Genomic DNA, 24,992 nt, shown 5'->3' with positions numbered 1-24,992 from the left:
GGCGGCCGCGGCTCCGGTTGTCAGTGGCGGGGGGCAGAGTGGAACTCGCACGGGGCGAACGGGAGTTCTCCCGCCCAGGTCAGCGCCCGTGCCGCCCGTCCTTCTCGCGCCCGCTGCGCGCACCGTTCTGATGACCCGTGAGATCCCCGTGAGATCGGAGCAGTCGATGACCACCGAGACGACCAGCGAGGTCCTGCGGCAGCACGCCGAGGACGCGTTCGCCGAGGAGCTGGCCGCCCTCGCCCGGCACGACGACCGGACCAGGCCGGAGCGCTGGCGGCTCTCACCGTGGGCGGTCGCCACCTACCTGCTGGGCGGCGAGCTCGCCGACGGCACGGTGATCACGCCGAAGTACATCGGGCCGCGCCGGGTGATCGAGGTCGCCGTGACCACGCTGGCCACCGACCGGGCGCTGCTGCTGCTCGGCGTGCCCGGCACCGCCAAGACCTGGGTCTCCGAGCACCTCGCCGCGGCGATCTCCGGCGATTCGACGCTGCTGGTCCAGGGCACCGCCAGCACCCCCGAGGAGGCCGTCCGCTACGGCTGGAACTACGCCCAGCTGCTGGCCCACGGCCCCAGCGAGGACGCGCTGGTGCCCTCCCCGCTGATGCGCGCCATGCGGCACGGGCAGATCGCCCGGGTCGAGGAGCTCACCCGCATCCCGGCGGACGTGCAGGACAGCCTGATCACCATCCTGTCCGAGAAGACCCTCCCCGTCCCGGAGCTGGGCTCCGAGGTGCAGGCGGTGCGCGGCTTCAACGTGATCGCCACCGCCAACGACCGCGACCGCGGCGTCAACGAGCTGTCCTCCGCGCTGCGCCGCCGCTTCAACACCGTGGTGCTGCCGCTGCCCGGCACCCTGGAGGAGGAGGTGGAGATCGTCACCCGCCGGGTCGGCCAGCTCGGCCGCTCGCTCGACCTGCCCGAACTGCCGGGCGGCGCCGAGGAGATCCGCCGGGTGGTGACGGTCTTCCGCGAGCTGCGGGCCGGACTGACGGCCGACGGCCGGACGAAGGTGAAGACCCCCAGCGGCACGCTCTCCACCGCCGAGGCGATCTCGGTGGTCACCAACGGCCTCGCGCTGGCCGCGCACTTCGGCGACGGCGTGCTGCGCGCGGGCGACGTCGCGGACGGCATCGTCGGCGCGGTGGTCCGCGACCCGGTCGCCGACCGCCAGGTGTGGCGCGAGTACGTGGAGGGCGTGGTCCGCGACCGCGACGGCTGGAAGGACTTCTACCGGGCCGCCCGGGAGGTTTCCGCGTGAGTGCCGAGGCCATGAGCGCCAAGGCGGCGGGCGCGGAGACGGCGGGCGCGGAGACGGCGGGCGCCAGGGCGGCGGGCGCGGAGGTGACGCTGCTCGGGGTGCGCCACCACGGCCCCGGCTCGGCCCGCGCGGTGGCCGCCGCGCTGGCCGCTCTGCAGCCCGACGCGGTGCTGATCGAGGGCCCGCCGGAGGCCGACGGGCTGGTCGCGGCCGCCGCCGAGAAGGAGATGGTGCCGCCGGTCGCGCTGCTCGCCCACGTCGCCGACGACCCGGCGCGGGCCGCGTTCTGGCCGTTCGCCGAGTTCTCGCCCGAGTGGGTGGCGCTGCGGCACGCGCTGGACGCCGGCGTGCCCGTCCGGTTCATCGACCTGCCCGCCGCGCAGAGCCTCGCGCTCGGCCCGCGCGGCGCCGAGGACGCACACGGTGAGGACGCACAGGGCGGGGCCGCGCCCGGCGAAGGCGACCCAACCGTTACCGGGGAGGGCGACACCTCCGGCGGCGACGGCGCGTCAGAAGAAGGGGAGGGGTCGGGAGTGCCGGGGGGCACTTCCGGGCCCGCGCCCGTCGACCCGATCGCCGAACTCGCCGCCGCCGCCGGCCACCCCGACCCGGAGTCCTGGTGGGAGGACGCGGTCGAGCACCGCACCCCCGACGGCGACCCCCTGGCCCCGTTCGCCGCCCTCGCCGAGGCGATGGCCGCGCTGCGCGAGCACCACCCCGCCGAGCGGCGCGACCTGGTCCGTGAGGCCGCCATGCGCCAGCAGGTCCGGGCCGCCCGCCGGGCCGGGCACCGGCGGATCGCCGTGGTCTGCGGCGCCTGGCACGTCCCGGCGCTCGCCGCGACGCCCACCGTCGCGCACGACCGGGCCCTGCTCGCCGAGCTGCCCAAGAAGCTCAAGGTCGAACTGACCTGGGTGCCGTGGACGCACCGCCGGCTGTCCCAGCACACCGGCTACGGCGCGGGCATCGACTCGCCCGGCTGGTACCACCACCTGTTCACCTCCCCCGAGCAGCCGGTCGCCCGCTGGATGACCAAGGTCGCCGAACTGCTCCGCGCCGAGGACCACCCGGTCTCCTCCGCGCACGTCATCGAGGCGGTCCGGCTCGCCGACACCCTCGCCGCGGTGCGCGGCCGCCCGCTGCCCGGCCTCACCGAGACCCTGGACGCGGTGCGCGCCGTGATGTGCGACGGCTCGGACGTCGCGCTCGCCCTGGTGCACCGGCGCCTGGTGGTCGGCGACGCGCTCGGCGAGGTCCCCGACTCGGTGCCCGCCGTCCCGCTCCAGCGCGACCTCACCCGCCTGCAGCGCACCCTGCGGCTCAAGCCCGAGGCCGAACCCCGGGACCTCGTCCTCGACCTGCGCAAGGACCTCGACGGCGAACGCTCCCGGCTGCTGCACCGGCTGCGGCTGCTCGGCCTGCACTGGGGCCGCCCGTCCCGGGACGGCGTCAACTCCACCGGCACCTTCCGGGAGACCTGGCAGCTGTGCTGGGAGCCGGAGTTCTCGGTCCGGCTGGTCGAGGCCGGCCAGTGGGGCACCACCGTGCGCTCCGCCGCCACCGGCAAGGCCGTCGCCGACGCCGCGAACGCCGAACTCACCGCCCTGACCGCGCTCGCCGAGCAGTGCCTGCTGGCCGACCTGCCCGACGCGCTGCCCGAGGTGATGCGGGCCCTCGCCGACCGCGCCGCGCTCGACACCGATGCCGGGCACCTGGCCGCCGCGCTCCCCGCCCTGGTCCGCACCCTGCGCTACGGCGACGTCCGGGCCACCGACACCAGCGCGCTCACCGCCGTCGCGCACGGCCTCGCCGAACGCCTCAGCCTCGCCCTGCCCGCAGCCTGCACCGGCCTCGACGCGGACGGCGCGGCCGCCCGCCGCACCGAACTCGACGCCGTCCACCAGGCGATCGCCCTGCTCGGCGGCGACACCGCCGAACGCTGGGCCGGCGCGCTGGCCGCCCTCGCCGCCCGCGAACCGCACGGCGGCCCCGCGACCGGCGTCCCCGGCCTGCTGCGCGGCCGCGCCGTGCGGCTGCTGCTGGACGACGGGCGGCTCGACGCGGAGGAGGCCGGGCGGCGGCTCGGCCTGGTGCTCTCCACCGCCTCCGAACCGGCCGACGCGGGCGGCTGGGTCGAGGGCTTCGTCTCCGGCGGCGGCGCGCTGCTGCTGCACGACCCGACGCTGCTCGGCCTGCTCGACGCCTGGCTGTGCGGGGTGCCGGCCGACGCCTTCACCGACCTGCTGCCGGTGCTGCGCCGGACCTTCTCCTCGCTGGAGACGGGCGTCCGCCACACCATCGGCTCCCGGGTCGCGGCCGGCCCGCTCACGGCTCCCGCGGGGGGCTCCGCCCCGAGCGCCCCGCTCGACGAGGAGCGCGCCGACGCGACCACGGAGGTGCTGGCCCTCCTGCTGGGCGTGCACGTCCCGCAGCCGCGCATCCCGCGCCAGACGGACCGCCGGGCCACGGCCTGACCTCTCCCCTCCCTTTCCCCTTCCGCTTCGCGCAGTTCCCCGCGCCCCTCGGGGCGCGGGAGTTAAGGAGTGATTCGAATGACTGTCCGTCAGGACGACGAGCGGATGCGGCGCTGGCGGCTGGTGCTGGGCAGCGACGGGGACGGCACGGGGGTGCGGCTGACCGGGCGGGACGCGGCGATGGACGGGGCGCTGGGGGCGCTGTACCGGGAGGACGGGAAGCGGTCAGCGGGGCTCGGGGGGTCGGCGCCGAAGGTGGCGCGCTGGCTGGGGGACATCCGGGAGTACTTCCCGACCAGCGTGGTGCGGCTGATGCAGCAGGACGCGATCTCCCGCCTCGGCCTGGACCGGCTGCTGCTGGAGCCGGAGATGCTGGCCGCCGTCGAGCCGGACGTGCACCTGGTGGGGACGCTGCTGTCGCTGAAGCACGCGCTGCCGGAGACCACTCGGGAGACGGCCCGGATGGTGGTCGGCAAGGTGGTGGCGGAGCTGGAGCGCCGGCTCGCCGACAAGACCCGTTCGACGGTCGGCGGGGCGTTGGACCGCAGCGCCCGGGTGAACCGGCCCCGGCACCGGGACATCGACTGGGACCGCACCATCCGGGCCAACCTGTCGACGTACCTGCCCGAGTACCGCACGGTCGTCCCGGAGCGGCTGGTCGGCTACGCGCGGGCGCAGCGGGCGGTGAAGAAGGACGTCATCCTGTGCATCGACCAGTCCGGGTCGATGGCGCCGTCGGTGGTGCACTCGGCGGTGTTCGGCGCGGTGCTGGCGTCGATGCCGAGCCTGGACACCCGGCTGGTGGTGTTCGACACCTCGGTGGTCGACCTGACCGAGCAGCTGAGCGACCCGGTGGACGTGCTGTTCGCCACCCAGCTGGGCGGCGGCACCGACATCAACCGGGCGCTGGCGTACTGCCAGTCGAAGATCAGCCGCCCGTCCGAGACGATCGTGGTGCTGATCAGCGACCTGTACGAGGGCGGGATCCGCGACGAGATGCTGAAGCGGGTCGCGGCGATGAAGGCCGCGGGGGTGCAGTTCATCGCGCTGCTGGCGCTGTCCGACGAGGGCGCCCCGGCGTACGACCACGCGCACGCGCAGGCGCTGGCGGAGCTGGGCGCCCCGGCGTTCGCCTGCACGCCGGACGCGTTCCCGGAGATCATGGCGGCGGCGATCGAGAAGCGTCCGCTGCCGGTGCCCGACCGGGGGTGAGCGGAATGGTCTGGGGCCGGTCAAGGGGCGCGGCGCCCACTCGTCCGGGTGAAGCGGTGGTGGGCCTCACCGCTGCGCGCCCCCGCTGGTGAGGGGCCCGGACCGGGGCGGTTGTGACGGTTCTCACCAAGGCGGACCCGGCCCCGGGCGAAACACGCCGGTCGTCCGGGGATAACCTGCCATGCGGACGTGACGCGCGTGTTGATTGACGATGCGCCCGGCAACTGCGTGGGCCGCAAGGCCGTACATCTGCGTACCCGCTCAGTGTCGACGACCCGCAGCGAAGATCCTGCCGTGGCACGCTCGTAGAGACACATTCCGCGACCACGAACAAGGACAAACACGTGGACCTGTTCGAGTACCAGGCGAGGGACCTCTTCGCCAAGCACGGCGTACCCGTGCTTGACGGCGATGTCATCGAGACCGCCGCAGACGCTGCCGCCATCGCGGAGCGCTTCGGCGGCCGAGCCGTCGTCAAGGCTCAGGTGAAGGTGGGTGGCCGAGGCAAGGCCGGTGGCGTGAAGCTCGCGTCCGACCCGCAGGACGCCGTGGCCAAGGCCGAGGCGATCCTCGGCATGGACATCAAGGGCCACACCGTCCACAAGGTGATGCTGGCCCAGACCGCGGACATCAAGGAGGAGTACTACGTCTCCTTCCTGCTCGACCGCACCAACCGCACCTTCCTGGCGATGGCCAGCGTCGAGGGCGGCGTGGAGATCGAGGTCGTGGCCGAGGAGAACCCGGACGCGCTGGCCAAGATCCCGGTCGACGCGAACGAGGGCGTGACTCCGGAGAAGGCCGCCGAGATCGTCGCCGCCGCGAAGTTCCCGGCCGAGATCGCCGACCAGGTCGCCGACGTCCTGCAGAAGCTCTGGGTCGTCTTCGTCAAGGAGGACGCCCTCCTGGTCGAGGTCAACCCGCTGATCAAGTCCGGCGACGGCAAGATCATCGCCCTCGACGGCAAGGTCTCCCTGGACGAGAACGCCGAGTTCCGCCAGCCCGAGCACGAGGCCCTCGAGGACAAGGCCGCCGCCAACCCGCTGGAGGCGGCGGCGAAGGCCAAGGGCCTGAACTACGTCAAGCTCGACGGCCAGGTCGGCATCATCGGCAACGGCGCGGGCCTCGTCATGAGCACCCTGGACGTCGTCGCGTACGCCGGTGAGAACCACGGCGGCGTGAAGCCGGCCAACTTCCTCGACATCGGCGGCGGCGCGTCCGCCGAGGTGATGGCGAACGGCCTGGAGATCATCCTGGGCGACACCGACGTCAAGTCGGTCTTCGTCAACGTCTTCGGCGGCATCACCGCCTGTGACGCGGTCGCCAACGGCATCGTGCAGGCCCTCGCGCTCCTGGAGAGCAAGGGCGAGGCCGTCACCAAGCCGCTGGTCGTCCGCCTGGACGGCAACAACGCGGAGCTCGGTCGCCAGATCCTGACCGACGCCAACCACCCGCTGGTCGAGCAGGTGGACACCATGGACGGCGCCGCTGACCGCGCCGCCGAGCTGGCCAACAAGTAAGGAAGGGGACTTCAACACCATGGCTATCTTCCTTACCAAGGACAGCAAGGTCATCGTCCAGGGCATGACCGGCTCCGAGGGCATGAAGCACACGCGCCGCATGCTCGCCTCCGGCACCCAGATCGTCGGCGGCGTGAACCCGCGCAAGGCCGGCACCACCGTGGACGTGGACGGCACCGAGGTGCCCGTGTTCGGCACCGTGGTCGAGGCGATCGAGAAGACCGGTGCCGACGTCACCGTCATCTTCGTGCCGCCGGCGTTCACCAAGTCCGCCGTGATCGAGGCCATCGACGCCGAGATCGGCCTCGCCGTGGTCATCACCGAGGGCGTGCCGGTGCACGACACCGCCGCGTTCTGGGCCCACGCCGGCGCCAAGGGCAACAAGACCCGCATCATCGGCCCGAACTGCCCCGGCCTGATCAGCCCCGGACAGTCCAACGCGGGCATCATCCCCGCCAACATCACCGGCTCGGGCAAGATCGGTCTGGTGTCGAAGTCCGGCACCCTGACCTACCAGCTCATGTACGAGCTCCGTGACCTCGGCTTCTCCTCCGCGGTGGGCATCGGTGGCGACCCCGTCATCGGCACCACCCACATCGACGCCCTCAAGGCGTTCCAGGAGGACCCGGAGACCGAGCTCATCGTCATGATCGGCGAGATCGGCGGCGACGCCGAGGAGCGGGCCGCGGCCTACATCGCCGAGCACGTCACCAAGCCGGTCGTCGGCTACGTCGCGGGCTTCACCGCGCCCGAGGGCAAGACCATGGGCCACGCCGGCGCCATCGTCTCCGGCTCCTCCGGCACCGCCCAGGCGAAGAAGGAGGCCCTCGAGGCCGCCGGCGTCAAGGTCGGCAAGACGCCGTCCGAGACCGCCCGCCTGGCCCGCGAGCTGATCGCCGCCGCGAAGTAAGCAGTAGCAGGTAGCAGGTAGCAGGTAGCAGGTAGCAGTACGGCGGAGGCGCCGCGCACCGTTCGTGACGGTGGGCGGCGCCTCCGGCGTTCCCGGGTCCGGCCGGGTCCGGCCGACCCCGGTCAGGGCGTGCGCGGCGGGGCGCAGTGCTCGACCGGGCCGCACGGGCCCGCCAGCGGGGGCGGGAGCGGGCGGCGCTCCGGCGGGGGCGGGGCGAACAGCGGGCGGCGGGCCGCGAACAGGCCGGGCGGCAGCGCGTCCGGGCCCGGCAGGTCCGCGGCGGCGGCCGGGGCCAGCGGCGGCGGCAGCGGGCCGACCGGGCCGCCGGCCACCCGGACCGGGACCCCGGGCGTCGGCCCGCACCACGGCGTCCGCAGCCCCGGCGCGCCGCCCGGGGCCGCCGGGCCGGCGCTGCCCGAACCGGCCGAGGTGCAGGCCGTCTGCCGCACCGGCTCCGGCCGGGCCGGCCCGGACGGGCCCACCCCCAGCAGGGTGGCCGCGATCGCCCCGCCCACCACGGCCGTCAGCGCCGCCGCCGCGCCCGTCACCAGGCCGGTGTGCAGCCGGCTGTCCGCCACCAGCCGCGCCGTGGACGGCAGCCGCGGGCCCGGGCAGCCGTGCACCGCCGCCCGGTGCAGCAGCTCCGCCAGCCGATCCGCGAACCCCGGCTCCTCCGGGTCCGCGCCGACCAGCGCCGGCACCTCCCGGGCCAGCGCGGCCCGGGCCGCCCGCACCCGGCCCGCGGCGGCCGCCGTGCTCGACTCCACCTCCACCGCGACCCGCTCCACCGGCAGGCCCAGCGTGTCGTGCAGCACCAGCGCCCGCCGCCGCGGCCGCGACAGCCGCAGCAGGGCCTTCACCAGCGCCCGGTCACGACGGGTCAGCTTCTGCGGCGGCTCGGGCGGTTCGGGCGCGCCCGCCGCGCCGACCGCGATCCGGCGCCGCGGCCACCGCAGCAGGTGCGCCCGCCGCGGGCCGCCCCGGTGCCAGGGCGACAGCGCCAGGTCGAACGCCGCCCCGCGCACCCGCCCCTCCGGGTCGGGGTCCGCCGCCACCTCCGCCCACCGGCGGGCGGCCGCGCCCAGCGCCAGGTGCACGCAGTGCACGGCGCGGTGGCGGTGGCCGGTCAGCAGGAAGGTCTGCTGGACCAGGCGGGTGTGCACCCGGGCGGCGAACTCGTCGAAGGTGGCGGGGGCGGGCTCGGCCGCGGGCCCGGCGGCGGGTGCGTCGGCGGGCGCGTCCGGGCGCGGGGGCCGACGAACTCGGCGGCGGCGGAATCGGATGACGGTGCGTCAGGTGCGTCAGGCGCGTCAGGCGCGGGGGGTTGGGGTGCCTGGGGTGCTTCCGGGGCGAGGGTGGCGAGCAGCGCGAGGGCCTCCTCGCGGTCGCGGACGCCGAGTTTGCGGATCGCCCGGTTGAGGTGGTTGCGGGCGGTGCTGGGGGCGACGCCCAGGTGCCGGGCCGTCGCGCGCAGGTCGTCGCCGGCGGCCAGCCGGGCCAGGGCCTGGGCCTCGTGCGGGGCGAGGCGGCGGAGCAGGAGTTCGGCGTCCTCGCGGGCCCTGGGCGAGGTTCCGGTGGTCGGCTCGGGCTCGGCGGTCGAGGGCGAGGTCACCGGTCTCCTCCGTGGCGTCCGGGGCAGGTACGTGCCGGAAAAAGGCACATGTACTGATAATCCGGGACACGGCGAAGGTTCGCCCGTTGACACCCCTCAACGGGTGGCCTTGGCAGCATGAGGGCCATGACGCAGCTGATGGGCCGTCCGATCCTGGGCCTGCCGAGCGACTTGGACAGCCGCTCCACCCTCACCGACCTGCTCACCGGCGTCCGCACCGCGCTGCTCACCCTGTCCGTGGTCGCCGCCCCGGTGTTCGGCCTGTGGGTGCTGGCCCCGTACGGCGACGACACGGCGCAGGACGCCGCCCGGGCGGTCTTCGGGCTCTGGCTGCTCGGCCACGGCGCCCCCCTGGCCCGCGGCCCGCAGGACGCCCCGCTGACCGTCGCCCCGCTGCTGCTCACCGCCGTCACCGCCGTGCTGCTCTCCCGGGCCGGACACCGCCAGGCCCGGCGCGCCCGGGGGCGCGGATGGGTCCGCTGGCGCTCCCCGCTCACCGTGTACGCCGGGTACCTGCTGGTCGCGGCCCTCGCCGTCGCCCAGTGCGCCGACCCGCGGGCCCTGCTGCACTCCCGGGCGGTCGCCGACCTCGCCGCCGTCGCCCTGCTCGCCGCCGCCGGACTCGGCCACGGCCTGTGGTCCGGCCTCGGCCGCCCCTGGGCCCTGCCCCGGCTGCCGCTGCCGCCCGCGTACTGGCCGGACGGCGCCGGGGCCGCCGTCGGACGGGCCCTGGCCGGCTGGCTGCTCGCGCTGACGGCCGGCGGCGGGGCGGTGTTCGCCGTCGCCGTGCTGCTCGGCTCCGCCGGACAGGACGCGCAGCGGCTCGGCGGCGGGGCGGCCGACTGGCTCGGACTGCTGCTGGCCTGCTTGCTACTGGTGCCCAACGGGCTGCTCTGGGCGGCGAGTTACGCCCTCGGGGTGGGCTTCGCGGTCGGCACCGGCGGCCACGCCGGACCGCTCGGCACCCGGCTCGGCCCCGGCCCCGACTTCCCGCTGCTCACCCTGCTGCCCGCCGACCGCGGCCCCGACTGGCACCTGCTCGCCTGCGCCGCCCCGCTCGCCGCCGCGACCGCCACCGCGCTGCTGCTCGGCCGCGCCGCCACCCGCTGGACCCCGGCCCAGACCGCCGCCGTCGCCGCCGCCACCGCCCTCGCCGCCATCGGGCCCGGCCTGCTCGCCGGGTACGCCGCGGGCGGTGCGCTCGGCCCCGGCCGGATGTCCGAACTCGGCCCGGTGCCCTGGCAGTTCGCCCTCGCCCAGAGCGCCTGGCTGCTCGCCGTGGCGCTCCCAGGGGCACTGCTGCACCGCTGGTGGCTCGGCCGCCACGGCGACGGCGCGGGCCCGGTGATCCGGGCCCGGGTCGGGGCGTACCGGCTGGTGTGCCGCCTCGCCGCGTAGGCGGGGGCGGGAGGGCACAGGCAGGGGCGCGGGGAACTGCGCGCAGCGGCAGGGGAGCGCCGGCGAGACCGCGACGGCGACACCGGCTTGCTGCCACCTCGCGATCTTGCTGTGCGTGCGTGGCTGGTCGAAGGCGGCGCGTCGAAGGCGGCGCTCGGTGCTGCTCACGCGTCCTTGCGGCGCAGGGTGCGCAGGCCGGCGAGGACTGCCGCCGCCGTCCAGGCGGCCATCAGGAGCAGGCCGGTGGTGTGGCCGTAGTGGATGCCCGGGGTGTCGTCGAGGCGCAGGGCGTACTGGCCGGCCCGGTCCGGGAGGAACTGGGCGGCTTCCCGGATGCCCGGGATGCCGGCCAGGACGGTGGTGCCGAGGAAGACGGCGGGCGGGAGCAGGCCGAGTGCCGCGGTCTGGTTGCGCAGCGCGGTGGTGAGCGCCAGGCACAGGACGAGCAGCAGCGGGTGGTAGATGACTCCCGCGGCCAGTGCCCGGGTGGTGCCGGGGGCGGTCGGGTCCAGGCCCACCGTGCCGATGGTGGCGGCCAGTTGGGCGCCGACGGTGGCCAGGCCGACGGCCAGGCCCAGGCCCGCGCCGAGCAGGAGCTTGGCGCGGTAGAACCGGAGCCGGTCCGGGACGGCGGCGAGCGAGGTGGCCAGCGTCCCGGAGGCGTACTCCTGGCCGATCAGCAGGACGCCCAGGCAGGCGACCGCGACCTGGCCGAAGTTCAGCCCGTAGAACAGGCCCTCCATCGGGTCGTCCCGCAGCGAGTCGTCCGAGTGCCCGTACGCGACCTGGACGGCCGTGGTGATCCCGGCGCTGAGGGCGACCGCGAGCAGCGGGGCCGCCCACAGCGGGCGCAGGGTGGCGAACTTCGCCCACTCGGCGCGCAGCGGGCGGGTGCGGGCGCTCATGCCGCCACCGCCCGGTACTCGACGGCGTCCGCGGTCATCCGCATGAAGGCCTCCTCCAGGGAGTCGTGGGTGACGGAGAGTTCGACCAGAGCGACCCGGTGTTCGGCGGCCAGCGCGCCCAGCCGGCCCGGGTCGGCGTCCGGGACGTCGAAGGCGCCGTCGCCGCTCGGCACCGCGTCCGGGTGGGCGGCGGACAGCAGCGCGGCCAGCGCGGCCGGGTCCACGGCGCGGACCCGGACCCGGCGGCGGCCGTGCACGGCGAGGAAGTCGGCGGTGGAGGTGTCGGCGAGCAGGCGGCCCCGGCCGATCACCACCAGGTGGTCGGCGGTCACCGCCATCTCCGCCATCAGGTGCGAGGAGACCAGCACCGCCCGGCCCTCGCCCGCGAGCCGGCGCAGCAGGCCCCGGATCCACCGGATGCCCTCCGCGTCCAGGCCGTTCACCGGCTCGTCCAGCAGCAGCGCGGCCGGGTCGCCGAGCAGCGCCGCCGCCACGCCCAGGCGCTGGCGCATGCCGAGTGAGAAGGTCCGGATCCGGCGGTCGGCGACCTCGGCCAGGCCGACCAGCGCCAGCACCTCCCGGACCCGGCGGGCCGGCAGCGCGTGCGAGGCGGCGATCCAGCGCAACTGCCCGGCGGCGGTCCGGCCCGGGTGCACCGCCTGCGCGTCCAGCAGCGCGCCGACCCGGTCCAGCGGCCGCTCCAGCGCGGCGTACGGCCGCCCGTCCACCAGCGCCGCCCCGGACGTCGGCCGGTCCAGGCCCAGCACCATCCGCAGCGTCGTCGACTTCCCCGCCCCGTTCGGCCCCAGGAAGCCGGTCACCCGCCCCGGTTCGACCCGGAACGCCAGGCCGTCGACCACCCGCCGCCCGTCGTACTCCTTGGTCAGGTCGCGGATCTCGATCACGGCAACTCCCTTCGTCCGGCTGCTGGTTCGAGTCAACCGCCCGGACCGGGCCCGCCGGATCCCGCCCGCGAGTGGCCCGCCTCCCTCCCGGGAGGGAGCCGGGCGGACAGGAGGGTGCGGCAGGATGGCCGGATGGCCGCCCTGTTCGCTCCGTTGCTGCGTCCCGTGACGTACACCCGCTGGCTGCACCTGATGATCGGCACGGTGTTCGCCGGGGTGGTGCTGCTGGTGTACCCGGGGACGGAGGGGGTGTCGACGGGGCGCGCGGTGCTGTGGGGGGTGGTGCTGGACGTGCCGCTGCTGTGCCTGGCGGCGCTGGTGCCGGGGATGCGGCGCGGGGAGGGGGTGCAGGCGCGGCTGCTGCTGGGGCCCGCGCGGGAGGAGGAGATCGGGGTCGCGCCGTCGGCGGGCTGGGCGGACCGGGGGCGGACGGCGTGCTGGCTGGTGGCCCGGGTCGGGCTGGGCGTGGCGGTCGGGGCGGTGACGGTGGCGGCGGTCCGGGCGGTGGTGCACGCGCCGCTGCTGGCGCTGCCGGCCGTCCCCGGCCTGCTCTGGCTGACGGTGCTCGCCGGGAAGCTCCAACTCGCGCTCGCGGTAAGTCTTTTGGGGCCGTCGGGGGCGGAGCGGCTGGCGGCCGCCGAGGCCCGAGCGGAGCGGCTGCTGGAACGCAACCGGCTGGCCCGGGAACTGCACGACTCGATCGGGCACGCCCTGACGGTGACGGTGGTGCAGGCGGGCGCGGCCCGCGAAGTGGCCGATCCGGCGTTCCGGGAACGGGCGTTGGAGGCGATCGAGACCACCGGGCGGCGGGCCCTGGACGACCTGGAACGGATGCTGGTGCTGCTGCGCGAGAGCCCGGACGCGACCGCCGCCGAGCGTCCCGGCCTGGACCGGGTCGGCGAACTGTTCACCGCCGCCCGGTCGGCCGGCAGCCCCGTCGACGCCCAACTCGACGTCCGGGCCGCCGAGTTGCCCGGCGTGCTGTCCCGGGAGGCGTACCGGATCGTCCAGGAGGGCGTCACCAACGCGCTGCGGCACGCCCCGGGCGCACCGATCCGGGTCCGCGGCGCCGTCAGCGGCGGGGTGCTGGAGCTGTCCTGCCGCAACGGCCTTGCGGTGAAGGGCAGTTCGCACCGCGGCGGCGGCAAGGGCCTGCGCGGGGTGCGGGAGCGGGCGGTGCTGCTCGGCGGCGACTGCGAGGCCGGCCCCGACGAGGCGGCCGCGGACGGGACGGCCTGGCTGCTGCGGGTGCGGCTGCCGCTACGGTTGGGCCGGTGACGGTGATCAAGGTGCTGCTGGTCGACGACGAGGAGTTGATCCGGTTCGGCCTGCGCGCCGTCCTGGACGCCCAGCCCGACCTCGACGTGGTCGGCGAGGCCGCCGACGGCGCCGAGGCGCTCGGCCTGGTCCGCACGCTGCGCCCCGACGTGGTGCTGATGGACGTGCGGATGCCCGGCCTGGACGGCCTCGCCGCGACCCGGGCGATCCTGCGCGGCCCCGACCGCCCGCCGAAGATCCTGGTGGTCACCACCTTCGAGGCCGACGACTACGTGTACGAGGCGCTGCGCGCGGGCGCCGACGGCTTCCTGCTCAAGCGCTCCCGCCCGGCCGAGGTGGTGCAGGCGGTGCGCCTGGTCGCCGCGGGCGAATCACTGCTGTTCCCGGCCTCGATCCGCCGGCTGGCCGCCGCCCGGGCCGGCCGGGACCCGGCGGACGGCGGCGCGGTGGCCCGGGCCGGACTGACCGCCCGCGAGGGCGAGGTGCTGCGGCTGATGGCCCGCGGCCTGTCCAACGCCGAGATCGGCGACCGGCTGCACCTGGGCGTGCAGACCGTCAAGACGCACGTCAGCAGCCTGCTCGGCAAACTCGGCGCCCGGGACCGCACTCAGGCCGTGATCGCCGCCTACGAGTCGGGCTTCGTCACCCCGGAGTCGGACTCCGGGCAGTCGTAGGACGGCGCGGCGGTCGCGCCCGCGCCCACGCCCGGGCACGGGCCGTGGCACGGCACCGGGCGCGGGTCGGGGCGCGGCGTGGGGTCGGCGCACAGCAGGCGGTCCCCGAGCAGGTGGTCGCAGTCGCCCCGCTTGATGGCGTGGCGCAGATCGGCCCACTCGTCGGGGTCCACGACCAGCACCTTCCGCGGATCGGTGGCCCGGGCGATGGCCACCCCGTGGCGGGAAGCCGCCAGCACCAGCCCGTCCAGGTCGTCGCTGACCGCGTGCCAGTCCAGCCCGGGAAGGCCGTGCGGGTAGTACTCCACCGGGTGCATCATCGCGCTCCCCCTTCCGGCCGCCGCGGGTCGATCTCGGCCCACAGGTGCTCCCACCGCTCGTTCCTGCCGTGCCCGAACCGGTCGCCCGCGCCGAGCACCCGGAGCACCGCCGCCGCCACGGCTGAGTCCGGGTGCTCCACCACCCGGGCGGTGATCCGGAACCCCCCGTCACCGGTGCCCTCGACCAGCGGCTGACGCCCGGTCAGCCGGTGCAGCGCGCCGCCGATCCAGCGGGCCCGCTCGCCGGCGTCCCCCGTCGGCGGGTCGGTCTGTGCTGACAACGCTTCTCCTTCCTCTCCTCGATCGGGTGAACCGGACGACGTCATCCGGTGCCGCCGCGGGCGTCCGGGACGGGACCGAGACCGTCCCGGTGGACGGGCACCTCCGTCCCGCCGCCGACCGGCCGCACCCACATCAGCCCGCACCACTCGCCCATGTACCGGACGACCTCCCCGGACTTCCGGTCGAGCACCAACTCGCCCACGGCGGAAGGCCGGTACGCCTCGGCCGCCGGGGGCTCGTCCCCACCGCTCACTCTCTGCTCCGATCCTTCGGCGATGTGTCACCAGCATCGGCACCGGCGACTACGATCGGAAGCGGTTTCCATTCAACATCTCGGCACGTTGAAAAGAGGGAACGTCCGTGCGCATCAACGAACTTGACCCCTCGTCATCCCCGCTGGCGGCCTTCGGCTGGCAGATCCGTGAACGGCGGCGACGCGAGGGCCTCACCCAGGGCGAGCTGGGCCGGCTGGCGGGCTACACGGCGGCGTACGTGTCCCTGATCGAGAACGGGCGACGACGCCCACCTGTTGAATTCATCCGGGCCCTGGACCGGGCGCTGGGCGCGGCGGGGGCCCTGGAGGGCGCGTGGTGGATGCTGGGCCACACCGCGTTCCGCGGAGGTTTTCCGGAGTACGTCGGCCTTGAGGCGGTAGCCCGCCGCATTCGGGTGTGGGAAGTCGGAATTACGCCCGGTATTGCGCAGACCGAGGAGTTCGCGCGAGCGCTGGAATCCGGTTATGTGGAGCGGGGGTCGGTGACGCCCGAGCAGGCCGAAGAGCGGATCGGCGTGCTGCTCGGCCGGCAGGCCCCGCTGCACCTGCCGGACCCGCCTGAGTTGCACCTGGTGCTCGACGAGAGCTGTATCCGCACGGTGGTCGGTTCGCCCGGAGTGACGGCGCGGCAACTCGCTTGGCTGGCAGAGCTGTCGGCCCTCCCCAATGTGGTCCTCCAGGTCATGCCGTTCACCAGCGGGGCGAGACGCCCTTTCATGCATATGACCATTCTGCTGACACTGGCTGACGGTGCCTCGGTCGGCTATACCGAGACGCACCAACGGGGTTATGTCGAACACGAAAGCGAAACCGTGGCGGGATGGGTGGACGAGTATCATCGCCTGCAGATCGAAGCACTTTCCCCGGCTGACTCCCTCGCGCTGATCAGCAAGGCTCGGAAGGATCTGTGCAACATGCTCTCTGTCGACCAGGCCAAGGCCGGTTGGTTCAAGTCCAGTTACTCGGGGGGCGGCGGCGCGTGCGTCGAGGTCAGCACCGCCTACGCGGAGTCCCACGGCGTGGTGCTGGTCCGTGACAGCAAGGACCCGGACGGCTCGTACCTGACCCTGCCGGTTGCCGCGTGGAGCGCCTTCGCGGGCGCGGTCTGATCCGGTCGGACGGCGAACGGCAGCAGTCCCCGGCGGTCCGCCGGGGGCTGCTGGTGTTTCCGGGGCCGGGACGGGACTACTGGTCGGTGGAGACTTCGGCCAGGTTGCTCAGCCAGGTCGGGACCTCGTACTCCTGGGAGCAGCTGCGGGCGGCTTCCTGGGTGACCGAGGCGGTCCGGCAGTCCAGGTAGTCGTGGTAGGCGAACTGGATGGTGAAGACGCTCAGCGAGACCACCAGGGCGAGGCCGCCGGTCAGCAGGGCGCCGAGCGCGGCCGGGACCTGGGGGCGGACGGGGCGCGGGGCGAACGGGTCGCTGACGGGTTCGGCGGGGGTGCGCAGGACGGCGACGGCGTACCAGACGGCGAGCAGGGACAGCGGGAAGGCCAGCCAGTAGAGGCCGAAGAGCACGGTGAGCAGCGCGGCGAAGCCCGACAGCAGGGCGTTGCGGGCGGTGCGCTGCGCCGGGTCGTCGGGCTTGGGCGGGGCGGGCTGCTGGGGGTCCTGGTCGGGGCGGTGGCCCCACGGCGGCGGCTGGGGCCGGTCCTCGTCGGGGGAGCCGTCCGGTCGTGGGCCGGAGGCGGGCGGCCGCGGGGTGCGGGGACGCCAGGGCTGGTCGGGCGCGCCGGGCGGAGGGGGCGCGAAGGGGTTGCGCTCGCCGCTGTCCTCGCCGCTGCTCATGGTGTCCCGTTCCTGTCTCGTCGGGTGGCCGTCCGGGGGTGGGGGAGTGGACGGTCGGTCAATGATCCCCCAGCCGGTTCCCGGCCGTGCGGCACCCTGCCGGGTCGGTGCCGTGCCGGGTGGGAGATCCCCGTCTCAACTACGCGCGTAGCGTGGCCGTCCGGTTACGGGTGGCCTCCCACCAGCCGTTATCGTGGTGACGGTCGGCAGCTTCCCAAGGTTCCTCGGGCCACCGCAGCGCCGCGGCCGCCCGGCGACCCGCCGCCGTCGCTCCCGACCTGCCGCCGCCCGTAGTGGCCCCACCGACGGTGGACGTACCAGCGGGCGACAACCCGACGTACGGAGAATCGCGCCCGTGGCTGCCGCTGACGCCCAAGTGTTCCCGCCCCGTACCCCCGGACCGGCCCGGCTGGTGGTGCTGGTCTCCGGCTCCGGCACCAACCTCCAGGCGCTGATCGACGCCGCCGCCGACCCCGCCTACGGGGCGGAGATCGTCGCGGTGGGCGCCGACCGCGACGGCATCGCGGGCATCGAGCGGGCGGAGAAGGCCGGCATCCCGGTCTTCGTCCAGCGGATCAAGGACCACGCCGACCGGGCCGCCTGGGACGCCGCGCTGACCGCCGACATCACCTCGTACGCACCGGACCTGGTGGTCACCGCCGGGTTCATGAAGATCCTCGGCCCCGCGTTCGTCGCCGCCTTCGCCGGGCGCACCGTCAACACCCACCCCGCGCTGCTGCCCGCCTTCCCGGGGGCGCACGGCGTCCCCGACGCGCTGGCGTACGGGGTGAAGGTCACCGGCTGCACCGTGCACCTGGTGGACGCCGGGGTGGACACCGGGCCGATCATCGCCCAGGGCGTGGTGGAGGTCGAGGACGCCGACCACGCCGACGGCGGCGAGGCGCTGCACGAGCGCATCAAGACTGTCGAGCGCAAGCTGCTCGTCGAGGTCGTGGGCCGGCTGGCCCGCGAAGGACACCGCATCGAAGACCGAAAGGTATGGATTCCGGCATGAGCGCCGCTTCCTCCGCCAGCAAGCCCGTCTCCGAGAACGTGCGCCCCATCCGGCGCGCGCTGATCAGCGTCTACGACAAGACCGGGCTGGAGGAGCTGGCCCAGGGGCTGCACGCCGCCGGGGTCGCCATCGTCTCCACCGGCTCCACCGCCGGGAAGATCGCCGCCGCGGGCGTCCCGGTCACCGAGGTCTCCGAGCTGACCGGCTTCCCCGAGTGCCTGGACGGCCGGGTCAAGACCCTGCACCCGCGCGTGCACGCCGGCGTGCTGGCCGACCTGCGCCTGGAGTCGCACCGCGCGCAGCTCGCCGAGCTGGGCGTCGAGCCGTTCGACCTGGTCGTGGTGAACCTGTACCCGTTCACCGCCACCGTCGCCTCCGGCGCCACCCCCGACGAGTGCGTCGAGCAGATCGACATCGGCGGCCCGTCCATGGTCCGCGCCGCCGCGAAGAACCACCCCTCGGTGGCCGTCGTGGTCGACCCGGCCTGCTACGCGGACGTGCTGACCGCCGTGCGGGGCGGCGGCTTCGACCTGCTGACCCGCAAGCGCCTGGCGGCCGCCGCGTTCGCGCACACCGCCGCGTACGACGTCGCGGTGGCGAGCTGGTTCGAGGAGTCGGGCTACACCGAGTCCGAGGCCGCGTTCCCGACCTTCCTCGGCGACACCTGGGAGCTCGGCAACGTCCTGCGCTACGGCGAGAACCCGCACCAGCAGGCCGCCCTGTACACCGACGGCACCGGCGGCCTGGCGGGCGCCGAGCAGCTGCAGGGCAAGGAGATGTCCTACAACAACTACGTGGACACCGACGCGGCCCGCCGCGCCGCCTACGACCACGCGGGCCCGGCCGTCGCCATCATCAAGCACGCCAACCCGTGCGGCATCGGCACCGGCGCGGACGTCGCCGAGGCGCACCGCAAGGCCCACGCCTGCGACCCGGTCTCCGCGTACGGCGGCGTGATCGCCGTCAACCGCCCGGTGAGCGTCGAGCTGGCCGAGCAGATCGCCCCGATCTTCACCGAGGTCGTCGTCGCCCCCGGCTACGAGGACGGCGCCCTGGAGGTGCTGGCCAAGAAGAAGAACCTGCGGGTGCTGCGCGCCCCCGAGGCCCCCGCCGACAAGCTCGAATCCCGCCGGATCTCCGGCGGCCTGCTGCTCCAGCAGGTCGACCGGGTCGACGCGGCCGGCGACGACCCGGCCACCTGGACGCTGGCCACCGGCGCGGCGCTGTCCGCCGACGAGCTCGCCGAGCTGTCCTTCGCCTGGCGGGCCTGCCGGGCCGTCAAGTCCAACGCCATCCTGCTCGCCAAGGACGGCGCCTCGGTCGGCGTCGGCATGGGCCAGGTCAACCGGGTCGACTCCTGCAAGCTCGCCGTCGAGCGGGCCGGCGAGCGCGCCACCGGCGCCTACGCCGCCTCGGACGCGTTCTTCCCGTTCGCCGACGGCCTGGAGATCCTGCTCGCCGCGGGCGTCAAGGCCGTGGTGCAGCCCGGCGGTTCGATCCGCGACGAAGAGGTCGTCGCCGCCGCCGAGAAGGCCGGCGTCACCATGTACCTCACCGGCACCCGGCACTTCTTCCACTGACCCGGCGCGCCCGATCCGGCGCCGGGAACGCCCGAGGGCCCCGTACTCCGCGGAGTACGGGGCCCTCGGGCTGCGCGGGGGCGGGTTACTTCTTGACCACCAGGGTGCCGGCGGCCCGGTCGTGCCAGCCCTGCAGCTTGCCCGAGTTGTCGAAGAACGGCGACACCCAGACCAGGATCATGCCGATGCCGCAGACCAGGTAGCCCACCCACGGGATGATGTAGCGGACGAATCCGGCGCCCAGGCCCGGGTGCTGGCCGTTGTTCTCGCGGACCACGCGCAGGCCCAGCGCCATCTTGCCGACGGTCGCGCCCGCCAGGCTGATCAGCAGCCACTCGTAGAGCAGGCTGAACACCGCGATCACCGCGAACATGGTGAAGAACGCGGCCACCGCGCTGGTGCTCGCGTTCGACACGCAGGTGTTGTAGTCGGAGCTGGTGTAGTCGCACTCGTTGGCCTTGTTCGCCAGGCCGACCGCGCCGGCCATGCCCGCCGCCATGGCGATGCCGATGACCACGCCGGTCACCAGGCCGTCCAGCAGCCGCGCCAGGAAGCGCTGGCCCATGGTGGCGACCTGCACGGTGCCCAGGTGCGCGATGTTGATGTAGCCGTTGTTGGCCTGGATCGTGCCGGCCGGCTGCGGGTAGCCGTAGCCGGGCTGCGGCGGGACCTGCTGCGCGTAGCCGTACGGCTGCTGCTGCTGCTGCTGCTGCGGGTAGCCGTAGCCGGGCTGCTGCGGGGGCTGCTGCTGCGGGTAGCCGTAGCCGGGCTGCGGGGGCTGCTGGCCGTACGGGTTGTTCGGGTCGGGCGGGTAACTCATCGGTGCCTCCGGGCAGGAAGGGGTGTGGACGGAAAAACCTGGGGACGGGCGGGCAGAGACGCCGACCGCGGGGCAGAGTAGCGGACCATCCGGACAGGACACAGGGCAACAGCCATCGACCGACCGCCCGTTCAGAACCGGAACGGGCCGAGCCGGGCCAACTCCCAGGCCCAGGCCGGCAACAGGGCGGCGGCCAGCAACAGGTTGCGGCCCGCGTACGACAGCTCCCGCCACCGGCGGCCCGGGCCGAGCGGCCAGCCCACCAGCAGCACGGCGGCCAGCGCCGTCACCGGGTTCGCCAGCAGCGCCGCGCCCCAACGCCCGTGCCCCGCCTCGATGAACACCGTGGTGCTGCCGCACAGCGGGCACGGCACCCCGGTCAGCAGCCGCAGCGGGCACAGCACCCCCGGGTCGTGCGCGTCGTGCGCCGCCGCCACCGCGACCGCCGCCCCGGCGACCACCGCCCCCGCAGCAGCACCCGCAGCGCCGCACCCGGCACGGTGCCCGCCGACCACCGGGGCGCGGCCGGGAGCGGGACGGCGCGGACCGGGGCCGGGGCCCCGGGGGCGGTCACGGCCGCAGGGGGGCGCGAACGGGCAGGGCGGCAGCCGCGCCGCGGACGACCGACGGCCCCGGCAGGTACGGTTCGCTCACTGTCGTTCTTCCCCCGAACATCTCGTCCCCCGCCGGCGGACGGCCCGTCACCAGACCCGGTGCGGCAGGGATTGCCAAGCCATCGTCGTCCGTACCACGCCGCGCTGTCCAGCCGCCAGCCGCAACCCGCACCGGACCGTGGCACAACCGCAACGGGCCGGCACGCTCCGTGTCCGCCCCGGGGACGCTCGGTGGCCACCGCGCCGCGCCGGTCCGACGGGCGGTACGGCGGCACGCCCCCCGCCCCGGATCCGGGAGAATGGGCCCATGACTGCCCAGATTCTCGATGGCAAGGCCACCGCGGCCGCGATCAAGTCCGAACTCGCCGTCCGCGTGGCGGCCCTCAAGGAACGGGGCATCGTCCCCGGCCTCGGCACCGTCCTGGTCGGCGACGACCCGGGCAGCCGGTGGTACGTCAACGGCAAGCACCGGGACTGCGCGGAGATCGGCATCGCCTCCATCCAGCGCGAACTGCCCGCCACCGCCACCCAGGAGGACGTCGAGAACGTCGTCCGCGAGCTCAACGCCGACCCGTCCTGCACCGGCTACATCGTCCAACTCCCGCTCCCCAAGGGCCTGGACCAGAACCGCGTGCTCGAACTCATGGACCCCGACAAGGACGCCGACGGCCTCCACCCGACCTCGCTCGGCCGCCTCGTCCTCGGCATCGACGGCCCGCTGCCCTGCACCCCGCTCGGCATCGTCGAACTGCTCCGCCGCCACGGCGTCGCCCTCGACGGCGCCGAGGTCGTCGTGGTCGGCCGCGGCATCACCGTCGGCCGCTCCATCGGCCTGCTGCTCACCCGCCGCAGCGAGAACGCCACCGTGACGCTCTGCCACACCGGCACCCGCGACCTCGCCGCGCACCTGCGCAAGGCCGACATCATCGTCGCCGCCGCGGGCGTCCCGCACCTGGTCAAGCCCGAGGACGTCAAGCCCGGCGCGGCCATCCTCGACGTCGGCGTCTCCCGCAGCGAGGGCAAGATCGTCGGCGACGTGCACCCCGGCGCCGCCGAGGTGGCCGGCTGGATCTCCCCCAACCCCGGCGGCGTCGGTCCGATGACCCGCGCCATGCTCCTCAACAACATCGTCGAGGCGGCCGAGCGCCGCGCCGGCGTCTGACACCGGTGCCCGGCGTCCCGCGGCGAGGCCGCCGCCGTCCCCCCGTCACCACCCTGGGCACCCTGCCCCCGGAGGGCTCCGCGGCCGCCCTCGGCCGTCGCCACACCCTCCCGCTGCGCCAGTGGCCGATCACCCTGGTGCTCGCCGTGGCCGCGGCCGGCCTGCTCACCACCTGGAGCGGCCACTTCCGGCCCGGCCTGCTCACCGTCGGCGCGGCGATGCTGCTCGGCGGCCTGCTCCGGCTCGGCCTGCCCGACGTCGGGCTGCTCGCCGTCCGCAGCCGGTTCACCGACGTCACCCTGATGTTCCTGCTCGGCGGCGCGATCCTGCTGCTCACCCTGGTCGCCCAGCCCGACCCGTGGCTGCGGGTGCCGGTGCTGGAGAACATCGGACGGCTGATCGGGCACCCGATGCGGTGAGCGGAGCCGGGGCGCGGGGAACCGCACGCGGTTCCCCGCGCCCCTGGCTTCGCGCTCTTCGGCCTTGCGATAGCCTTGCCCAGGTCTCTCGATATCGAGAGATCATCCTCGGCTCCAGCGCGCCGGTGTGCCTGGGGCACCTGGCGATCGCAGGAGAAGGCTGAAATGACTCGCACCCCCGTCAACGTCACCGTCACCGGAGCCGCCGGCCAGATCGGCTACGCGCTGCTCTTCCGCATCGCCTCGGGCCACCTGCTGGGTGCCGACGTCCCGGTGAACCTGCGCCTCCTGGAGATCCCGCAGGGCCTGAAGGCGGGCGAGGGCGTCGCCATGGAGCTGGACGACTGCGCGTTCCCGCTGCTGCGCGACATCACCGTCACCGACCAGGCGAACACCGCCTTCGACGGCGCCAACGTCGCCCTGCTGGTCGGCGCCCGTCCGCGCACCGCGGGCATGGAGCGCGGCGACCTGCTCTCCGCCAACGGCGGCATCTTCGGCCCGCAGGGCAAGGCCATCAACGACAACGCCGCGGACGACATCAAGGTCCTGGTGGTCGGCAACCCGGCCAACACCAACGCCCTGATCGCCCAGCGCAACGCCCCGGACGTGCCGGCCGAGCGCTTCACCGCGATGACCCGCCTGGACCACAACCGGGCCGTCGCCCAGCTCGCCAAGAAGGCCGGCGTCACCGTCGAGGACGTCAAGAAGGTCACCATCTGGGGCAACCACTCCGCCACCCAGTACCCGGACCTGTTCCACGCCGAGATCTCCGGCAAGGCCGCCTTCGACGCCGTCGGCGCCGACCAGGAGTGGGTCGAGAAGTTCTTCATCCCGAAGGTCGCCAAGCGCGGCGCCGAGATCATCGAGGTCCGCGGCGCCTCCTCGGCCGCCTCGGCCGCGAACGCCGCCATCGACCACGTGCACACCTGGGTCAACGGCACCCCCGAGGGCGACTGGACCTCGATGGGCATCGTCTCCGACGGCTCGTACGGCGTGCCGGCCGGCCTGATCTCCTCCTTCCCGGTCACCACCAAGGACGGCAAGTTCGAGATCGTCCAGGGCCTGGACCTCTCCGAGTTCGACCGCAAGCGGATCGACGCCTCGGTCGCCGAGCTCGCCGAGGAGCGCGACGCGGTGCAGGAGCTCGGCCTCATCTGAGCCCCTCCCCGCAGTGGTCGAACGGCCGGGTGCCCACGGGGCGCCCGGCCGTTCCCGTGCGGGCGGCGGCCCTACACTCGGCCCGTGAGCGAAACCCTGCAGGACGCGGCGCTCGTCCTGGTGTTCATCATGCTGGGCGGCCTGTTCAACGTCGCCGAGATCGCGCTGATCTCGCTGCGCGAGGGCCAGATCCGGGCCCTGGAGGCGGTGGGGACGCGGCGGGCCGCGCGGGCCGCGCACCTGGCGGCGGACCCGAACCGGTTCCTGGCGGCGGTGCAGGTCGGGGTGACCTGCATGGGCTTCCTGTCGGCGGCGTTCGGCGCCGACACCCTGGCGGGCAAGCTGGCGCCGGTGTTCGTCCGGGCGGGCCTGTCCGAGGGCGTCGCGGACGCGGTCGCGCTGGTCGGCCTGACCCTGGTGATCTCCTACGCCTCGCTGGTGCTGGGCGAGTTGACGCCCAAGCGGATCGGCCTGCAGCGGGCCGAGTCGATCGCGCTGCTGGCCGCGCCGGTGGTGGACGTGATGTCGGTGGTGCTGCGGCCGGCGATCTGGCTGCTGGGCCACTCCACCAACCTGATGGTCCGGCTGCTGGGCGGCGACCCGAGCGCCGGGCGCGGCGTGATGAGCCCCGAGGAACTGCGCGGCCTGGTCGCCGCCAACACCGAACTCGGCTCGGACGAACGCGAGTTGATCAACGAGGTGTTCGCGGCCGGGGAGCGCCAGCTGCGCGAGGTGATGGTCCCGCGCACCGAGGTGACCTTCCTGGACGGCGACCGCCCGGTCGCCGAGGTCCGCCACGAGACCGACTCCGCCCCGCACTCCCGCTACCCGGTGGTCGACGGCTCGTACGACGCGGTGACCGGCTTCGTGCACGTCCGCGACCTGTACGGGGCGCGCGGCGAGCAGGCCGTCCGGGTGCGCGAGCTGGCCCGCCCGGTGAAGCTGCTGCCCGCCACCAAGCGGGTGCTGGAGGCGATGAGCGAGATGCGCCGGGAGGGCCACCACCTGGCGATCGTGGTCGACGAGTACGGCGGCACCGCGGGCATCGTCACCCTGGAGGACCTGGTCGAGGAGGTGGTCGGCGAGATCCGCGACGAGTACGACGCCCAGGACACCACCGCGACCCGCCGGCTGGCCGGCGGCGGCATGGAGATCGACGGCCTGCTCAACCTCGCCGACTTCACCCAGGAGACCGGCCTGGCCCTGCCCGAGGGCCCGTACGAGACGGTCGCCGGGTTCGTGGTGCGCGAGCTGGGCCGGCTGCCCCGCAAGGGCGACCAGGTGGTCACCGAGACCGGGGCCCGGCTGACCGTGGCCCGCCTCGACGGGCGGCGGATCGAACGGCTGCGGGTGAGCACCGTCACACCGGCCGGTCCGCTCGCCCCGGAGGTTTCCTGACCGGCCGGGGAAG

Annotated in this window: 25 protein-coding genes; 15 read left to right on the top strand and 10 right to left on the bottom strand. The window is 74.6% G+C overall.

What is annotated here, in order from left to right; translation table 11 throughout:
* Window positions 1–166: 166 nt before the first annotated feature.
* From OU787_RS12090 to sucD, 5 genes are all read left to right on the top strand, one after another.
* The gene (locus tag OU787_RS12090) at window positions 167–1,264 is read left to right on the top strand and encodes an ATP-binding protein (RefSeq protein WP_268659335.1); all 1,098 of its coding nucleotides are present in this window, start codon (window positions 167–169) and stop codon (window positions 1,262–1,264) included.
* 11 nt (window positions 1,265–1,275) lie between these two features.
* A complete protein-coding gene (locus OU787_RS12085) occupies window positions 1,276–3,738 on the top strand; it encodes a DUF5682 family protein (protein ID WP_268661851.1) in 2,463 nt (820 codons plus the stop codon).
* Window positions 3,739–3,816: 78 nt separating this feature from the next.
* Window positions 3,817–4,950 (top strand): VWA domain-containing protein, encoded by a 1,134-nt coding sequence (locus tag OU787_RS12080; RefSeq protein WP_268659334.1) that lies wholly within the window; start codon window positions 3,817–3,819, stop codon window positions 4,948–4,950.
* Window positions 4,951–5,294: 344 nt separating this feature from the next.
* Complete coding sequence (gene sucC / locus OU787_RS12075) at window positions 5,295–6,467, top strand: ADP-forming succinate--CoA ligase subunit beta (RefSeq protein ID WP_030457347.1); 1,173 nt, start codon at window positions 5,295–5,297, stop codon at window positions 6,465–6,467.
* Window positions 6,468–6,486: 19 nt separating this feature from the next.
* Window positions 6,487–7,377 carry a succinate--CoA ligase subunit alpha gene (gene sucD, locus OU787_RS12070; RefSeq protein WP_030457346.1) on the top strand — a complete coding sequence of 297 codons (891 nt, stop codon included), beginning with the start codon at window positions 6,487–6,489 and terminating at the stop codon, window positions 7,375–7,377.
* Window positions 7,378–7,499: 122 nt separating this feature from the next.
* Here the strand turns inward: sucD and OU787_RS12065 are convergent, their stop codons facing one another.
* Window positions 7,500–8,540 (bottom strand): hypothetical protein, encoded by a 1,041-nt coding sequence (locus OU787_RS12065; RefSeq protein WP_268659333.1) that lies wholly within the window; start codon window positions 8,538–8,540, stop codon window positions 7,500–7,502.
* Entirely contained in the window at window positions 8,504–8,989 is a 486-nt protein-coding gene (locus OU787_RS12060) for a helix-turn-helix domain-containing protein (protein ID WP_268659332.1), read from the bottom strand. The genes OU787_RS12065 and OU787_RS12060 overlap by 37 nt, the downstream gene beginning before the upstream one ends.
* Window positions 8,990–9,115: 126 nt before the next feature.
* Here OU787_RS12060 and OU787_RS12055 point away from each other — a divergent pair, with 126 nt between their 5' ends.
* On the top strand, window positions 9,116–10,387 hold the full coding sequence (locus tag OU787_RS12055) for a cell division protein PerM (protein WP_268659331.1): 1,272 nt from the start codon (window positions 9,116–9,118) through the stop codon (window positions 10,385–10,387).
* A gap of 164 nt (window positions 10,388–10,551) precedes the next feature.
* Here OU787_RS12055 and OU787_RS12050 read toward each other — a convergent pair whose 3' ends face one another.
* Together OU787_RS12050 and OU787_RS12045 are read right to left on the bottom strand one after the other, a co-directional pair.
* Entirely contained in the window at window positions 10,552–11,292 is a 741-nt protein-coding gene (locus tag OU787_RS12050) for a hypothetical protein (protein ID WP_268659330.1), read from the bottom strand.
* Window positions 11,289–12,197 carry an ATP-binding cassette domain-containing protein gene (locus OU787_RS12045; RefSeq protein WP_268659329.1) on the bottom strand — a complete coding sequence of 303 codons (909 nt, stop codon included), beginning with the start codon at window positions 12,195–12,197 and terminating at the stop codon, window positions 11,289–11,291. Before OU787_RS12045 ends, OU787_RS12050 begins: the two co-directional genes overlap by 4 nt.
* 132 nt (window positions 12,198–12,329) lie before the next feature.
* Between OU787_RS12045 and OU787_RS12040 the strand changes: the two genes are divergently transcribed.
* Entirely contained in the window at window positions 12,330–13,475 is a 1,146-nt protein-coding gene (locus OU787_RS12040) for a sensor histidine kinase (protein ID WP_268659328.1), read from the top strand.
* Window positions 13,472–14,149 (top strand): response regulator transcription factor, encoded by a 678-nt coding sequence (locus OU787_RS12035; protein WP_268659327.1) that lies wholly within the window; start codon window positions 13,472–13,474, stop codon window positions 14,147–14,149. The genes OU787_RS12040 and OU787_RS12035 overlap by 4 nt, the downstream gene beginning before the upstream one ends.
* Here OU787_RS12035 and OU787_RS12030 read toward each other — a convergent pair.
* From OU787_RS12030 to OU787_RS12020, 3 genes are read right to left on the bottom strand one after another with little or no spacing between them, the layout of a single operon-like run.
* Window positions 14,101–14,469: a hypothetical protein gene (locus OU787_RS12030; protein WP_268659326.1), complete on the bottom strand. Its 369-nt coding sequence runs from the start codon at window positions 14,467–14,469 to the stop codon at window positions 14,101–14,103. The two genes, OU787_RS12035 and OU787_RS12030, sit on opposite strands and share 49 nt — an antisense overlap.
* A complete protein-coding gene (locus tag OU787_RS12025) occupies window positions 14,466–14,750 on the bottom strand; it encodes a hypothetical protein (RefSeq protein WP_268659325.1) in 285 nt (94 codons plus the stop codon). The genes OU787_RS12030 and OU787_RS12025 overlap by 4 nt, the downstream gene beginning before the upstream one ends.
* A 41-nt stretch (window positions 14,751–14,791) precedes the next feature.
* Complete coding sequence (locus OU787_RS12020; protein ID WP_268659324.1) at window positions 14,792–15,004, bottom strand: hypothetical protein; 213 nt, start codon at window positions 15,002–15,004, stop codon at window positions 14,792–14,794.
* A gap of 107 nt (window positions 15,005–15,111) precedes the next feature.
* Between OU787_RS12020 and OU787_RS12015 the strand changes: the two genes are divergently transcribed.
* Entirely contained in the window at window positions 15,112–16,134 is a 1,023-nt protein-coding gene (locus tag OU787_RS12015; protein ID WP_268659323.1) for a Scr1 family TA system antitoxin-like transcriptional regulator, read from the top strand.
* A gap of 76 nt (window positions 16,135–16,210) precedes the next feature.
* Here OU787_RS12015 and OU787_RS12010 read toward each other — a convergent pair whose 3' ends face one another.
* Window positions 16,211–16,813, bottom strand: coding sequence for a hypothetical protein (locus OU787_RS12010; RefSeq protein ID WP_268659322.1), 603 nt, complete (start codon window positions 16,811–16,813; stop codon window positions 16,211–16,213).
* A 355-nt stretch (window positions 16,814–17,168) separates the two neighbouring features.
* Between OU787_RS12010 and purN the strand changes: the two genes are divergently transcribed.
* Together purN and purH are read left to right on the top strand one after the other, a co-directional pair.
* Window positions 17,169–17,828, top strand: a complete 660-nt coding sequence (gene purN / locus OU787_RS12005) for a phosphoribosylglycinamide formyltransferase (RefSeq protein WP_232794771.1) — start codon at window positions 17,169–17,171, stop codon at window positions 17,826–17,828.
* Complete coding sequence (purH, locus tag OU787_RS12000) at window positions 17,825–19,408, top strand: bifunctional phosphoribosylaminoimidazolecarboxamide formyltransferase/IMP cyclohydrolase (RefSeq protein WP_268659321.1); 1,584 nt, start codon at window positions 17,825–17,827, stop codon at window positions 19,406–19,408. The genes purN and purH overlap by 4 nt, the downstream gene beginning before the upstream one ends.
* Before the next feature lie 85 nt (window positions 19,409–19,493).
* Here purH and OU787_RS11995 read toward each other — a convergent pair whose 3' ends face one another.
* Window positions 19,494–20,228 (bottom strand): RDD family protein, encoded by a 735-nt coding sequence (locus OU787_RS11995; RefSeq protein ID WP_268659320.1) that lies wholly within the window; start codon window positions 20,226–20,228, stop codon window positions 19,494–19,496.
* A 131-nt stretch (window positions 20,229–20,359) separates the two neighbouring features.
* A complete protein-coding gene (locus OU787_RS11990; protein WP_268659319.1) occupies window positions 20,360–20,689 on the bottom strand; it encodes a DUF2752 domain-containing protein in 330 nt (109 codons plus the stop codon).
* A gap of 460 nt (window positions 20,690–21,149) precedes the next feature.
* On the opposite strand from OU787_RS11990, the gene OU787_RS11985 reads away from it, so the two are divergent.
* The 4 genes from OU787_RS11985 to OU787_RS11970 all read left to right on the top strand — a co-directional run bounded on the left by OU787_RS11985 (window position 21,150) and on the right by OU787_RS11970 (window position 24,979).
* Window positions 21,150–22,004, top strand: coding sequence for a bifunctional methylenetetrahydrofolate dehydrogenase/methenyltetrahydrofolate cyclohydrolase (locus OU787_RS11985; protein WP_030457330.1), 855 nt, complete (start codon window positions 21,150–21,152; stop codon window positions 22,002–22,004).
* A gap of 5 nt (window positions 22,005–22,009) precedes the next feature.
* Complete coding sequence (locus OU787_RS11980; RefSeq protein WP_081966657.1) at window positions 22,010–22,423, top strand: DUF3017 domain-containing protein; 414 nt, start codon at window positions 22,010–22,012, stop codon at window positions 22,421–22,423.
* A gap of 165 nt (window positions 22,424–22,588) precedes the next feature.
* The gene (locus OU787_RS11975) at window positions 22,589–23,581 is read left to right on the top strand and encodes a malate dehydrogenase (protein WP_030457329.1); all 993 of its coding nucleotides are present in this window, start codon (window positions 22,589–22,591) and stop codon (window positions 23,579–23,581) included.
* An 84-nt stretch (window positions 23,582–23,665) separates the two neighbouring features.
* On the top strand, window positions 23,666–24,979 hold the full coding sequence (locus OU787_RS11970) for a hemolysin family protein (protein ID WP_030457327.1): 1,314 nt from the start codon (window positions 23,666–23,668) through the stop codon (window positions 24,977–24,979).
* Window positions 24,980–24,992: the final 13 nt, after the last annotated feature.

This window comes from Kitasatospora sp. YST-16 (assembly GCF_026802215.1).
GTDB classification, from domain to species: Bacteria; Actinomycetota; Actinomycetes; order Streptomycetales; family Streptomycetaceae; genus Kitasatospora; species Kitasatospora cineracea.
Note: the sequence above shows the minus strand (reverse complement) of the source record. Positions and strands in the feature narration are given on the sequence as shown.